This is a genomic window from Clostridium drakei, assembly GCF_000633595.2.
GTDB classification, from domain to species: Bacteria; Bacillota; Clostridia; order Clostridiales; family Clostridiaceae; genus Clostridium_AM; species Clostridium_AM drakei.
Genome location: NZ_JIBU02000020.1, coordinates 65,550 through 80,846 on the forward strand (window position 1 = coordinate 65,550; position 15,297 = coordinate 80,846).

The 15,297-nt window shown below is 30.8% G+C and carries 12 protein-coding genes and 1 riboswitch; of the genes, 2 read left to right on the forward strand and 10 right to left on the reverse strand.

The features are described 5' to 3' along the window. Positions 1 to 13: 13 nt before the first annotated feature. From EG57_RS0211005 to EG57_RS0211030, 6 genes are all read right to left on the reverse strand, one after another. On the reverse strand, positions 14 to 1,417 hold the full coding sequence (locus tag EG57_RS0211005; protein WP_084572216.1) for a UDP-glucose dehydrogenase family protein: 1,404 nt from the start codon (positions 1,415 to 1,417) through the stop codon (positions 14 to 16). A gap of 44 nt (positions 1,418 to 1,461) precedes the next feature. Continuing rightward, entirely contained in the window at positions 1,462 to 2,967 is a 1,506-nt protein-coding gene (locus tag EG57_RS0211010; protein WP_032077258.1) for a Wzz/FepE/Etk N-terminal domain-containing protein, read from the reverse strand. 5 nt (positions 2,968 to 2,972) lie between these two features. Then, positions 2,973 to 3,608 (reverse strand): LuxR C-terminal-related transcriptional regulator, encoded by a 636-nt coding sequence (locus EG57_RS0211015; RefSeq protein WP_032077259.1) that lies wholly within the window; start codon positions 3,606 to 3,608, stop codon positions 2,973 to 2,975. Between the two features lie 264 nt (positions 3,609 to 3,872). Then, the gene (locus EG57_RS0211020; RefSeq protein ID WP_032077260.1) at positions 3,873 to 4,919 is read right to left on the reverse strand and encodes a mannose-1-phosphate guanylyltransferase; all 1,047 of its coding nucleotides are present in this window, start codon (positions 4,917 to 4,919) and stop codon (positions 3,873 to 3,875) included. Positions 4,920 to 4,930: 11 nt separating this feature from the next. Further along, positions 4,931 to 5,599 (reverse strand): sugar transferase, encoded by a 669-nt coding sequence (locus EG57_RS0211025; protein ID WP_032077261.1) that lies wholly within the window; start codon positions 5,597 to 5,599, stop codon positions 4,931 to 4,933. A gap of 359 nt (positions 5,600 to 5,958) precedes the next feature. Continuing rightward, positions 5,959 to 6,600 carry a LuxR C-terminal-related transcriptional regulator gene (locus tag EG57_RS0211030; protein WP_032077262.1) on the reverse strand — a complete coding sequence of 214 codons (642 nt, stop codon included), beginning with the start codon at positions 6,598 to 6,600 and terminating at the stop codon, positions 5,959 to 5,961. Positions 6,601 to 6,828: 228 nt separating this feature from the next. Then, positions 6,829 to 6,912, reverse strand: a riboswitch (cyclic di-GMP riboswitch). Positions 6,913 to 7,307: 395 nt separating this feature from the next. Here EG57_RS0211030 and EG57_RS0211035 point away from each other — a divergent pair. Then, on the forward strand, positions 7,308 to 8,600 hold the full coding sequence (locus tag EG57_RS0211035) for an ATP-binding protein (RefSeq protein ID WP_032077263.1): 1,293 nt from the start codon (positions 7,308 to 7,310) through the stop codon (positions 8,598 to 8,600). 163 nt (positions 8,601 to 8,763) lie between these two features. Here EG57_RS0211035 and EG57_RS0211040 read toward each other — a convergent pair whose 3' ends face one another. The 4 genes from EG57_RS0211040 to EG57_RS0211055 all read right to left on the reverse strand — a co-directional run bounded on the left by EG57_RS0211040 (position 8,764) and on the right by EG57_RS0211055 (position 13,303). Beyond that, positions 8,764 to 9,732 (reverse strand): transketolase family protein, encoded by a 969-nt coding sequence (locus EG57_RS0211040; protein WP_032077264.1) that lies wholly within the window; start codon positions 9,730 to 9,732, stop codon positions 8,764 to 8,766. A gap of 2 nt (positions 9,733 to 9,734) precedes the next feature. After that, on the reverse strand, positions 9,735 to 10,604 hold the full coding sequence (locus EG57_RS0211045) for a transketolase (protein ID WP_032077265.1): 870 nt from the start codon (positions 10,602 to 10,604) through the stop codon (positions 9,735 to 9,737). 151 nt (positions 10,605 to 10,755) lie between these two features. After that, on the reverse strand, positions 10,756 to 12,129 hold the full coding sequence (locus tag EG57_RS0211050) for an MFS transporter (RefSeq protein ID WP_032077266.1): 1,374 nt from the start codon (positions 12,127 to 12,129) through the stop codon (positions 10,756 to 10,758). 166 nt (positions 12,130 to 12,295) lie between these two features. Next, positions 12,296 to 13,303, reverse strand: a complete 1,008-nt coding sequence (locus EG57_RS0211055) for a zinc-dependent alcohol dehydrogenase (protein WP_032077292.1) — start codon at positions 13,301 to 13,303, stop codon at positions 12,296 to 12,298. 629 nt (positions 13,304 to 13,932) lie between these two features. Between EG57_RS0211055 and EG57_RS0211060 the strand changes: the two genes are divergently transcribed. Then, positions 13,933 to 14,832, forward strand: coding sequence for an AraC family transcriptional regulator (locus EG57_RS0211060; RefSeq protein ID WP_032077267.1), 900 nt, complete (start codon positions 13,933 to 13,935; stop codon positions 14,830 to 14,832). The last annotated feature ends 465 nt before the right edge of the window (positions 14,833 to 15,297 follow it).

Sequence of the window (15,297 nt, forward strand, 5' to 3'; positions counted from 1 at the left end):
AAATCTTGATCTTTTATCTCCCACCATTATCAGAGCACACAACATCGTTAGCAACCTCCAATAAATCAATAAAATAGTACAAATTTGATTTCAACTTGCTTACAGATTGTAAATCACCTACACTTTTTCTACCAATGGAATAATATTCAACCCCTGCTTCCTCAGCTTCCTCAATACTATAGCAATTACGTCCATCAAAAATTACTGGATTTCTCATTAACTCTCTGAACCTTTTAAGTTTAACTGAGGTTATCTCCTTCCATTCAGTAAATATAAAAGCCAAATCTGCATTTTCAAGAGCTATTTCTGAAGATTCTACATATTCTATTCCTTCAGAAAACAACTTTTTGAAATTATTTGTTCCTATAGGATCATAAGCGTATACACTTGCTCCTTCTTCCAAAAGCATTTTTACGTTAGGTTTTGATGGAGCCTCTCTTAAATCATCTGTTCCTGGCTTAAAGGTTAAACCTAATACAGCTACCTTAAGACCCTCAAAACTTTTGAACTTTTTCTTAGCTTTTCTAATAAGTTTAAATTTCTGGTTTTCATTTATTTCAATAGCGGCTTTTACTGTCTTAAATTCATAACCATTATCTGATGCTAGCCAGTGTAGAGCTTTAGTATCTTTTGGGAAACATGAACCTCCATAACCTATTCCTGCCTTTAGAAACTTGTCTCCAATTCTCCTATCATAGCTCATTCCCTTCGCTACATCCTCTACATTCGCCCCAACTATTTCGCAAAGATTTGCAATTTCATTTATAAAAGATATCTTAAGTGCAAGGAAATCATTTGAAGCATATTTTATCATTTCAGCAGACTTCCTATTTGTAATTACAATTGGGATATTAAATCTTTCATAAATATCTCTTAATTTCTTTTCAGCCTGTTTTGACTCAACTCCAATTACAATTCTACTTGCATATAAAGTGTCTTTAACAGCAGTACCTTGAGATAAAAACTCTGGATTTGAAGCTATCTCTATATTTATTTTATGTTTAATTTTTTTCTTTATAAAGAGTTCAACTTCCTCATTTGTACCAATTGGTACTGTAGATTTTATTACTATAAGACAATCCTTTTCTGCAAAATGTGCTATCTGTTCTGCAACTTTATATATATAATTTAGATTTACAGAACCATCTGCCCTCTCAGGTGTGCCTACTCCTATAAATATAATATCTGCATCTTTGTAGGCCTCTTTATATTCGGTTGTAAAGTGAAGCCTACCTGAACTACAGCCTTCTCCCATAATTTCTTCAAGACCTGGCTCATATATAGGCGAAACACCTTGCATCATCAATTCCACTTTATTTTTATCAATATCTACACAAGTTACATTATGTCTCAAGTGTGCAAGACAGGCTCCCGTTACAAGCCCAACATATCCAGTGCCTGCAACTACAATTTTCATCATAAATCTCATCTCCTATATTTCAGAGTTAAAAACTAATTCACCTAGGCACTAGTACTAGTCTTATCATTAATTGCTACTTTATTTTTTCGATTTGTATATTCAATACCAATAAGGTTATTAAATTCCTTATCAAAAATTTTTGTTGTTGTTTTTTCTTTATTTAACACACAACCTAACATCCTGCATCCCATAGTGTCTATATTGTCTTTAATTGATGCAGCTTCTGTTACTTCATTAACACCTTCTTTTAAAACAAATAAACACGCATCGGCAGAACCTGTGATAACTTGTGTATAACTTAAATTAGTAAAAGAAGGTGTATCAATAATTATATAGTCAAATTTTTTCTTTAGAAATTCCATAATAATTTTAAGATATTCTGTTTTAACTATAAAATTATAACCATCTAAATTATAGTTACCTATTGATGCTACTGATAAATATTCACAAGATGTTCTTTTTATACAACCTCTTAATGATATTTCACTAATTTTTTCTCTATCTAACTGTTGATCTTTTAACTTATCAATATCTTTTAATATATCAATTAATTCTCTAGCAGTACCTAAATCAAAACTTTGAATTTTTGAAATTCTACTTAAAGTACAATCAATAAACAATGTTTTTTTACCATATACAGCTAGTGACATTGCTAAATTTTTAGCTATAGTTTCTTTTCCTTCAGTGTCACTATTGCTGATAATGCTTATACATTTAAAACCAATTTTGTTGTAATTTTCCACGAAATTACGTAATAATCTATATTTTTCCACAACATCATTTCTTTTATTAATCTTTTTCACTTTTTTACCACCTTGCTTTTCTATAGTAACTACTACAGGAATATTTAATATGTCTTTAACTTGTTTTTCATTTCTTATCTTTAGACTATTTACATAACTCCTAAAAAGTACTACACCAACTGACAATAATAATCCAAATAATAATCCCCCAACAATGTTCTTAGCTTTATTTGTTGGCATTGGACTAATTGGTGTCTCTGCTTGATCTAGTACCTCAATTTTTCCCACTGGCAATATTCTCATGCTTTGTTCAATAAAATTTTTACTGTATGCATTTGCAATTTTTGCAACCTCATCCCTGTTGCTGCTTACTACATTTAATTGAATTATTTGTGTGTTATCTATACCACCTGTTAAGGAGGACTTTGCCAAAGATATTGGAACAGCTGTTATCATTTCTTTTAATTGTGAGGACGAATAATTTTTCAATTCTTTTGCAGTTTTATCTATGACTAAGTTTGATTGTGCTATTTGCACATAAGTATCTACTACTTTTTCATATAATAAAATGTCATTTTGTGTATACTGTGCTTCACCCTTTGAATTTTGCACAATACTTTTATCACCCTTAACTATTATCGCAGTGGCATGCGCTCCATATATTGGTTTTGATAAAACTAAGACCTTTACTGCCATAATACCTGTACACAATATTGTTATTAATAAAATAAATAATATTCTTTCTTTTAAGATTCTAATAATATCTATTAATGATAGATATTCATAACCGTTTATATTTTCCATATTAATTATTCCTCCTGCTTATTTAACACCCCATATTTATTCCAATAAAGTGCCGCTTCTGTTCTGTCTTTTACATTTAATTTTTTAAATATATGATTAATATGCTTTTTTACTGTATGATCTGTTATAAACAACTCCTCAGAGATTCTTTGATTACTTAATCCTTTTGCAACCTCTTCCAATATTTCTTTTTCTCTATTAGTTAATGTCTCCAGTTTATTCGGTAAATCTTTATTTTCATTTATCATTGAATCAACAAAATAAGAATCAAAATATTTTTTTCCTCTATACACATGATCCATTGCATATAGTATTTCATCTTCACTTGATTTACCTAATATATATCCTTGAACTCCACTTTTTAATGCCTTTATAAAGAAATCTTTATTGCCATAAAAATCTACCACTATAGTTTTCATGGATACTCCCAAGGTCATTAATCGATTAATAGAGTTTAATTCTTCTTCGTTGTCTTTGTTTATATCCAACAATACAATATCAGCTATGTTGCTTTTTATTAAGAACATAGCATCTTTTATCGTTTCACCAACAAACTGTATAGATATGTTCTCATACTTACATATAAGAGATACTATACCTTCTCTTATAACAGAATAATTAGATATAACTATAATTTTCATAACACTTCTCAATTCCTCATTCTACATTAGTCTAATCATATTGAAAATTGATAATCCATCTCAAGTAATTTATCAAAAGTTCATTATGTTTATATACTACCATATGATGTATTGAATTACATTATACTCCAGTTTAATATTTTATTACCATTTTTTTGTACAGTATAATACACCTATAACACCTTAGTTGAATAAAATTCTAATTTAATTAATCATTTTTAGAAACTTAAAATAACGTTTTTTACATTAATAATGCTTAATAAATTAAGATATTAGTTCTTTCGCCAGTTTTATTTCCTGCTCATTATCCTTGGAAGATATAAGTAAATAATCTTCTGTTTCAACAATTATTAAATTTTTAACATTATTTAATAACGTCTTCTTTTTAGTTAACACAATATTACTTGTAGATTTGTAAGTCATACTATTTATACTTTTTACATTCCCTTCTTTGTCCTTAGTATTATATCTTTCAACACTTCTCCAATTTCCTATATCATCCCATCCAAAATCATTAGGAATAACATAAGCACTATTAACCTTCTCCATTATTGCATAGTCAACAGAAACACTTTCTATCTCTCTATACTTTTTATCTAATACACTTTGAAGATCTTCATCTTTAGAAGCGACAATTTCGCTTAATACATCATATGTAGCTTTAATGTACTTCTTTGTAAGCTCCAGTATATAATCCGCTTTCCAAATAAACATTCCACCATTCCATAGATAATTTCCGCTTTTTAAGTAACCTTCTGCTTTTTTTAAATCAGGCTTTTCTACAAAGGATTCCACTTTAACAACATTAAAACCATTCATCTCCCTACCACTGCCAATACACTTTATGTATCCATACCCAGTTTCAGGTCTATTAGGTTTCATTCCAAGAGTTACTACTGATTGTTTATTATTGTTAACAAACTGCTCTGCAGTACTCAATATACTCAAAAATTTGTCTACATCCTTTATCAAATGATCCGAAGGTAACACGGCAATTGTAGCATCCTCGTAATATTTACGTATTATAAAAGCTGAAAGTGCAATACACGGTGCTGTATTCTTTCCTATAGGCTCCACTATTATATTTTTTTCAGGTATATAGGATAATTGCTCCTTTACTAAGGAAACATACTGCTTTGCTGTTACTATAAATATCCTTTCCCTTGGTATTATTTTTTCAATTCTTTTTACTGTCATCTGGATCATTGTGTCTTTATCCAGTAATGTCAAAAATTGTTTAGGCTTTTTTTCTGTTGATAATGGCCAAAACCTTGTCCCTTTGCCACCAGCCATAATTAATGCACATAGCATAAATATCCCTCCTATCTTGCGTTCTTATCTCCAAATAAAACAAAAAATGTTTTTATTATAAGCTTTATATCAATCCACAAATTTCTTTCTTTTAAATATTTAATATCTAATTCCATCCATTCTTCAAATCCGATCTCATTTCTTCCCATAACCTGCCAATAACAAGTTAACCCTGGTTTAACCAACAATTTTTTTCTATGGTAAGGTGAGAATTCAGCAACTTCGTTTGGTAAATTAGGCCTTGGCCCAACTAAAGACATATCTCCTTTTAAAACATTGAAAAGCTGAGGTAACTCATCAATACTAGTTTTTCTGATTGTTTTACCAATTTTTGTAATTCTAGGATCTTCCTTTATTTTAAACATTGGCCCAGACATTTCATTCTTATCTTTTAATTTATCTAACATCTCTTCTGCATTAGCAACCATTGAACGAAACTTGTACATTTTAAATATTTGTCCATTCCTACCAACTCTTTCTTGTGAAAATATTATCAATCCTTTGGAGTCAATTTTTATTAACACCGCTACAATAATCATTAAAGGACTAAGGCATAATATTCCTAATAGTGATGCTAAAATATCTATTAGCCGTTTCACTACTATATAGACTTTGCTTTTTTTATATTCTACCCACTGTTCCTTATACTCTTGTGTCAATTGAAAATTATAATCTTCCATAAATCCCCTCCCAAATCTTTACCATGCAAAACTTTACCTAAATAAGTTTTTATATGACAAAGCAAATTGAATAATAAATCTTACATGTTTATTTTACTGTTTTATTACTTTTTTACCATCATACCCCAGTTTAATTTTTTTTATATTATGTTTAATAACCAATATGATCTACTTGTTCCATTTGAGTATTATAAAAGCTTATTATTCTAGTAGTACAAATCATTCAAATCATAAAAAAAGAACTATAGTTAATAAACAATTTTATGCTTGTTTACCACTATAGTTCTATTGAAAGAGTCAATTATGACTCTAAAACCACTTTAAAAACCAGTATTACATTGTATTTATAACATATATATTTAAGATACATTGGTCTCACTATCTATCATACCCCACTTATTAACATACAAAGCTAATTGAGTTCGATCTCTTATATTGAGTTTGTCAAATATATGATTATTATGTTTTTTTACTGTATTTTCAGAAATGCAAAACTTTTCTGATATCTCACGATTGCTCATACCCTTTCCAATTTCACACAAAATCTCTTTTTCTCTTACAGTAAGTTGTTCTACCATTTTAGGTTCAACGGTATTTTCTCTAACCATACAATCTACAAAGTAGGAGTCAAAATATTTTTTTCCTTTATAAATTTGTTCTATTATATATATAATTTCCTTTTCATCTGATTTTCCCAATATATATCCTTCTACACCACATCTAATTGCTTTAACAAAAATATCTTTATCCTTATTAAAATCTAGTATTATAAATTTACTTTTAACACCACATTCCTTTAATTGTTTAATTAAGAACAATTCATCTTTATTTTGTTCATGTAAATCAATCAATATAATATCGATTTTACTTGATTTAATTAAAGAAATTGATTGTTTGATTGTTTCTGTAACAAGCATTATATCAACGCGATTATATCTTGACATAATTGAATATATACCTTCTCTTATTAAAGCGTAATTTGATATAATAATAATCTTCAAATATATCCCCCCAAAAAACTTAATTTTAATAAATTAATTAGATACCTTTTCGCCTATGCTTTTTATTACCTCTATTACTTTAATAATGTAGTTCCTAATTTTTTACCATTACCTCCTCTTTATATTTAAAAAAAGTAAAATAAATTATTATTGCTATAGTTCAAGTTAATTATAAATTTAAATTTTTATAATTTAATATATAAAAAACCCAATTAAATCGTACAAACGATAAAATCAGGTCGGTTGCATCAATGACTCAGTATACTTTAAGATGCCCAAATATAAATATACTTCATTGTCTCCTTTTTCCATAATTCCTTTAAGCAATTACATATATAAATTATTTATTTTCTTATTTTATTATACAATATATATATATATTGTAAATATAAAGCAATAATATTGCCACATTTTCATAGAAATAGTTTACACCTTTGCAATCAAAATAAAACTAGCTATCCTGATTTTCATTATAATAAATATGTCATAAACCATTATTAAAGAACATTAAAAATTTTTCATTTACAACTTCTGATTATAATATATAAATTATTATTTTCATATACGCTTTTTGAGGTATTTTTTTGTTAAAATGAAAAAAATTTCTAATAAACTTATTAAAGGTTTATATGATATATCTTTTATAGCAACAAAGATATATGATATAATGAAAAAATAATTTCATATTAAGAAATGGGGGCTATTCTATGACAGAAAAAAATTACTACCAAAACTTATATTTAAGTTCAGGAAGCTTACTTATATACAGGAACCTTTTAAATAATCCTGTTATAAGTAAATTAAGAAATCTTTTAAAAGAATTTTCAAAAGATAATCCTGATAAGGAAAGTGTGCTGAATTCATATTATGATATGCAGCACAAATTATTAGAAAGTGCAGAAAGCTTAAATTTAAGTGGAAATGTACTGAAATCTTACATTATAAATCTTTTAGTAAAGGATAAAAACTTTTTTAGCTTAACTTGTGAAAAGTATGGCTGTGATATACAAAAAGATTTATACAATGTTGCTTTAAATGATATAAAAATTATGAGGTCTATAGTTGGGGTGGATTTAAATTCTATAGTTTCCTCATTAGATTTTCCTTGCAATTTCCTAGAAAATTATTCTCCTACAAATAAATCAGAAAAAATATGCCAATTTCAGGATTATGTATCTGCACTTTTTAGTTCTAATTCTGATGAAGCTTTATTAAACGCTTTAATAAATTATTACTCTAATATAGGATGTGCTGAGCTTTCAAATCATATTGCATTTAAATGGCATAACACTAAAGGTCTAATTGGGGTTGAAAACTTTGATAAAGTTAATTTAGATGATATTGTAGGCTATGAATATCAAAAAGAAACTTTAGTAAAGAACACACTGGATTTTGTATCTGGAAAGCCTGCTAATAATGTTCTTATAATAGGATCTGCTGGAACAGGAAAGTCTTCTTCAGTTAAAGCTGTAGTTAATAAATTTTACAGCAAGGGACTTAGATTGGTTCAAATATCAAAGGAACAACTATTGTGTTTATCAGACGTATTAAAGGAATTAAAGTCCAGAGGAAAATACTTCATTATATTTATTGATGATTTATCTTTTGAGGAATTTGAAACAGACTATAAAGAAATGAAATCTGTATTAGATGGTGGAGTTGAAGACATTCCTAAAAACATTTTAATTTATGCTACTTCTAACAGAAGACATTTAATAAAAGAAACCTGGAATGACAGAAGAGCTGATGAAGAACTACATTCATTTGATTCCATGAATGAAAAATTATCTCTTTCTGAGCGTTTTGGAGTTGTTATAACATATGATAGTCCAGACAAAAAACATTATTTAAAAATAGTTCAATCTCTTGCTAAAAAGCAAAATATTGAACTTGATGAAGAAGCTTTAAATCAAGAAGCTTCAAAATGGGAATTAAGGACTCATGGACGATCAGGAAGAACTGCAAAACAATTTATAAACTACATTTCATCTTCCATATAGCTATATTTTTTAATCCCCCTCATATTTAACTATGAGGGGGATTCTTATTGTATACAGTTTTCAAACTTAATTTTTTATCTTAAAGAGTAGTTGTAAAGCCGTTATCTATGCTAATTATCCAACCGTTTATATAATCAAAAGCATGGATTGCAAATTATAAACCTTATTTGTCGATTAATTTGTAAATTGTATTTGCGATGCCTTCTGGGTCCATTCCATAATACTTATAAACCTCCATTGGGTCACCAAGAACGGAAAATTCATCGGGCAATCCAATTCTTTTAAACTTTCCACCAAAGCTTGCCTCTGCAAGTACCTCAGCAACAGCTCCGCCGAGTCCACCGTTGATACTGTGTTCCTCAACTGTAACAACACAACCTGTCTCTCTAGCACACTTAATAATCATTTCCTTGTCAAATGGCTTAATAGTGTGCATATCAATTACACGAGCATTAATACCCTTCTTAGCAAGCTCTTTTGCCCCCATCAATGACCAGTAAACACTACTTCCTGCACTAATAATAGTAAGGTCATTACCTTCCTTAACCTCAATAGCCTTACCAATTTCAAAATCGTAATCACTATCAACATAAACATTAGGTTCAGCTCCACGTGCAATTCGAATAATCATAGGACCTGGATATGTCATTGATGCTCTTACAGCCTTTATACACTGCCCTGCATCTGCTGGAACAACTATGGTAAGATTTGGAATAGCTCTGTATAAAGCTAAATCTGCAATATCATTATGAGTAGGTCCCCCCCCCGCTGTAACACCAGAGTGTGTTCCAATAAGTCTTACAGGAACATCATTATATGCAATATCTGTATGAATTTGATCACCAGCTCTTAATGGCAAGAATGGCCCAAAAACCTGTGCAAATACTATCTGACCTGATAATGCAAGTCCTGCTGATGCTCCAACCTGATTTGGCTCTGCAATTCCAAAGTTAAAGCATCTCTCAGGGTATTTCTGAATAAATTTACCTGTTGATGAGGATGGAGCAACATTGTCACTATAAGTGAATACAAAATCCAATCCCTCATCTGCCATTTTCATTAACTCCTCGCCATATGCCTCACGTGCATTAGACAACATTTGGTCAAAATCAAAAGTGACTTTTACTGCCATAATTATCTCACCTTCCTATTCTTCTCAATGCAATTTAGCGCCTGCTCTAGCTGCTCCTTAGCGATACCACCACCATGCCATTTTATGTTACCTTCCATGAAATCAACACCTTTACCCTTAATGGTATTGGAAATAATAAAAATTGGCTTTCTGCGAACATAAGGATCAGCAGGTGGAAGTGACTGCAAAGCCTCACAAACAGAATACATATCATTACCATCAATTTCGATAACATCCCAACCGAATGCTTCAAGCTTTTTATCAAGTGGATCAAGATTCATAGTGTTAGCTGTAGTACCTGTCATCTGTATTTTGTTCTTGTCGACTATTGCAACAAGGTTTCCGAGCTGATAATGAGCTGCCGCCATTATAGCTTCCCAGTTTGTACCTTCGTCCATCTCTCCGTCACCAACAATAACAAATGTTCTCCAGTTTTTCTTCTGTTTTCTAGCACCAAGCGCCATACCAAGAGCAATTGGCAATCCATGACCTAGTGAACCTGCTGATGCTTCAATTGCAGGAACATATTTTCTGTTACAGTGCATACCAAATTCTGCAGTATCAAGGGTTTCAAAGTGCTCAACCATATAATCCATAGTATACATTCCAAGATCCGAAAAAATTGTATAAAGAGTTTCACTACAATGACCCTTGCTTAAAATTAGTCTGTCACGTTCTTCCCATTTTGGGTTCTTAGGATCATAATTCATGTATTTGTAGTAGAGCGCAACTGCCATTTCAACTAATGAAAGCTCTCCACCTAAATGCCCCATACCTATACGATATATAAAATTAACTAAATTTTTCCTAATTTCTACACATTTTTCATCCAGCTTCCTAACCATTTCTATGTCAATATTGTATTTATACATACTGCTTTCCTCCTTTTTAGCCAATAATCTTTTTTATTTAAAATTCATTACATTTAATAATAATTTCAGGTATACCTCTTGAATTTAATGTATATTGTTGTAAATTTCTTCAATTTCAAAAACACTACACCTCTTTTTTGAGGTAAGCTTTTTATTGTACCTTGTTTATCTCTTCAATCATGTGTATATGTGTTTTCTTATCTATAGTATAGAAATACAATATGACACCTGATCCTACTAACGCAAGGCCACAAACTAAATTCATACTAACATTTATTGCTGTCATAACCTTTATACCCTGAACCTGATTTGCTATATAACCCAAAGCTCCTAGCACCCAGCCAATAACTGCCGTACAGATTGCCATACCTAGTTTAAATGCAAAGTTAATGTATGCAGATAAAAAGCCAGCTGCATGTTGATGATACTTGTATTGAGTATATTCTGTTGTATCTGGTACCATACCAAATAGAGAAGCGATACCAAGGCCTCCTCCAATACCTGTCAAAAAAGTAAGTCCATGATATAAGTTAAGTCCCACAGTAGTGTGCACTGGCAAGTAGTTCATAATAATCATAAGGATACCAGAAAAAGTAAAACCAATCATTGGAAGTGTTCTCTTATTATTTACTTTAGTTACTAGATATGCTAATGAAAATGTTCCTATAATACGTCCTAAGAACACTAATCCAGAATTCAGCATAAATAATTTATCGTTGCCTACATAATATTTAAAATAGTACATTCTTACTGCGCCACCTGCTGCCTCATAAAAGCCCCAACATACAAAAGAAAGCACTAAAATCATTACAGGGTTATTGCCTTTTAACACCTTAATTTCATCTTTCCAACTTACCTTTTCTATCTTTACCTCTACAACCTCTTTAGTTGTTTTAAAACAGAAGATATATAATGGTAACGCTATACACGAGAAAATGACTGCCGCCCAAAAAAATCCTTTTCCTTCATTTCCTCCGCCAACCCATTGAACCACGCGTAGTACAAGCTGTGAGAGAAGCAATGTTGCAATAAATGCACCAGTCATACGATAACTAGAAAGACTAGATCGTGTATCTCCATCTCGGGTTAAAGTTGCTGGCATTGCAGAATAAGGAACATTTACACATGAATAGACAAGTACTAACAGTAAGTAACACGCAAAACAATAAAATGCTCTTATATTTGCAGATTGCGAAGGTAATACGGTAAAGCACGTAATATTTAACAACAACATAGGAACACATGCAAATAGAATCCATGGTCTGTAGCAGCCCCATTTTGATTTAGTTCTATCAGCTATCGCACCTAAAATAGGATCAAACACTGCATCACATAACTTAGAAACCAGCATAAAAGTACCGCAAAGTATAGCAGGTATAAGTGCAACATCTGTCCAAAAATACATCAAATAGGTAGAAACCAATGACCAACTAAAATTATTTGCAACGTCACCAGAAGCATACCCTATTTTTTTGAACTTAGAAAGCTTAATATTTTCGGAATTCATCTTATCAGTAGCAGACATTTCGAAAATTCCTCCTTTTTTATAGAACTTTAGGCTTGATTATAACTATTTCCTTTTTTATTTTAGTTCCTAGCATAACTCAAGATCATTTGCTATGAATTTATCAATTATAGCTGCAAACCCATACCATGTTCTATTGAAATACTTTTCTTCGCATATTTCTGTATTATTTAGAGCAATCAAATAAAATCTTAGGATAAATTGATTTATTAAACAGTTCAAACCCTTTCACTGCATCACTCAGCGGCATCACCTTGCCAATAACCTTATCAAGCTGTAATCTTGGGATAAGATTGATGGTACGAGGCATAATTGAAGTTGTAGTAAATACTGTTTGAATCCTACCTTCCTTCATATATAGTTCATAGAGATTAAGTGGCATTTCATATTTAGGTGGAAATACTGCAAAGTAAACTACTGTACCACATTTGCCCATAATTTTCAGTGCTGGTTCTGCCGCTTTAGGAGAACCTGATGCCTCAAATACGTAATCAAAGCCATTACCATCCGTAATTTCCATTGCACGCTTTTCCATATCTTCATTAAATGGGTCAATCACATACTGTGCTCCCATATTAAGTGCCATTTTACGTTTGGATTCTACAGGATCGATAGCAGTTACCTTTGCACCACCTGCAAGTAAAATCATATTTAAAAGGATAGAACCAATACCACCTACGCCTGAAATTGCAACCGTATCACCATGCTTTATTTTCGCTAAGTCCATAGCGCGTATGGTGCAATTTGCTGGTTCCACTAAACTGTACCATTGTAAATCAGCATCATCTGGAATCTTAAAAACAGCACTGACATCAGTCACCACATATTCTGCAAAAGCACCTGTGTCCTGAGAATTATGACAGTATTGGGGCTGTCCTTTTTTACAGGCTGGACATTTTCCACAACTTGTTACTGGAAAAAGCGAAACCTTATCTCCAATTTTAAATCCAAACTTGTCAGCTCCCTGGCCTAACTCTTCAATAACACCAGATGCTTCATGACCAAGACGCATTGGCGGCTTTGCACCTAATACTCCCATAGTCACCATATGAACGTCTGTTGCACAAAGAGCAGCATATGCAATTTTCACCTTTACCTGATTCGCAGCTACTTTTGGAATTTCCACATCACGAACTTCTACCTTATTTTCATCTGCAAACCATACCTGTTTCATTTTTTCCAATTTCTTTCACCCCTTCTATTAAAATTAGACTTTAAAAAAATATTTGGTTTATCCTTCTATTTATATAAATTCTTTGAATTTGGACAATTATTTCTTAGATTCTTTGTAATTTGTTAAAACGTTTACACCGATCATTCTAATTTTATTCATTGTTTATTCGGATCTTTGCTATAAGTTATAATGTTATTTTCAGTTGTGCTCCTGTAGACGAACGCCACTCTATTGCCTTTTTCTTAAACTTATTTAGTTTATCAATAAAGTAAATAAAATCTTCTTATACACATGTGTTGATTTTATTATATATTCTTTGTTATGGTTGAACAATGAACAAAAGGGACATAAAAATATAGAGACTTGTCTCTTTAGTGTAAACTTTTTCATGAAAATTTACGTTTTTTTCTATTATGTATTTGCAGACATTAAAAATTCTATTTGTGATTTTTATAGCAATCATTACATTGATTTGAAATAAATCACATTTCATGTTAGAATTATTTTGTGAAAATTCACATAATTTTAGATATTCTTAATAGTAATATCTAATATACTCTAATAACCATAATCAAAATTTTATGCAAGCATTTCAATACATAATTACTTTTAATATTTGGAGGAGGATTATGATAAATAACATATATCAGCCCTATATTACAAGAATTCCTCTGTTAACCTCTGAGATTTTAATTCGTCATGTAGAACTACTTGATAACAGAACCTCTGAGTTTCAGCATTCACATAATTCTTATGAAATCTACTACTCAATTGAGGGAAACTTAAGAATAAATGTATCTGGTCATATAATTATTGTGCCAACAGGTCATCTGCTTTTATTGCCTCCACATACCTGGCATGGAACTATATATGAGCCTGATGTACAGCGAAAATATTTTATTATAATTTTTGAGTTTCCTGAAAACCTTACCAAAAATATAGGTACTAATTATGCAGAATTTGAGACATCAGATATTCAAAGCATTTTTTCAAATGTAAAAGAGGGCAAGTATTACGTAGCTCGTGATGACACCAATTGCTGCAACATAATAGAAAAAATATCTACAGAGCTGAATGATAAAAAATTCGGTTGGCAATTAAACATTAGAAGTCTTTATCTCAGCTTTATAATCTTAGCAATGCGAAATCTTATTTCTGAAACCTACGCTGAAGTTGATGAAAACAGCCAAAATGTAAATTTAGCCATAAAAATCTCTAAATATATGCACGCAAATTACAATAAAGACATAAGCCTTCAAAGCGTTGCTAAAGCCATGTATGTAACCACACGCCATATAAACCGTGTTTTTGAAGCCTGCTTTTCCACCACCTTTAGTAAAACCTTAAGTATTTTTCGCCTAAATTATGCTAAGGATTACTTATTTAAAACTGACTATTCTGTGGATAAAATTGCAAATTTAGTCGGCTTTTCTTCCTCCAGAACACTATTAAAGCTATTTCGTGAGGTAGAAGGCATAACAACCACCCAGTATCGCAAAATGGTTCGAAAGTCAAAGATTAATGAGTAATATATTATTGTGTAGTAGTCTCTATGCTGTGTATATTTTAATGGAACATATTTCTTTGAAGTATAACAAATTCCACCAGCATATAGCTAAAAAGATTTGTACAATTCATATCTACAAGAAATGTAGGAAAATGGTTATGCTCAAAAATCTATACAGAATCAAAACTTATGAAAAACAATGGAAAGCTTGATGTTTGCTATAATGTACAAACATCAGTAGACAGCAAAAGCCCTTGAAATCAAGGACTTTCTATTGTATCAAAATTATAGTTTATGTATGTCTAATAAATATAACATTTATACAATTTAGCGACTTTTTCATTAGAGATGGAGATTTTAACATGTTTAAATTGTATGGGGTTTCTGCTAGAATGTGCCTCACTTTAACGCCTCGCATCAACCCCATTTTTTAATTTACCAGAGTTGAAAAATTATAAGAATCTGATTTAAACTTAGCAGACTCAAC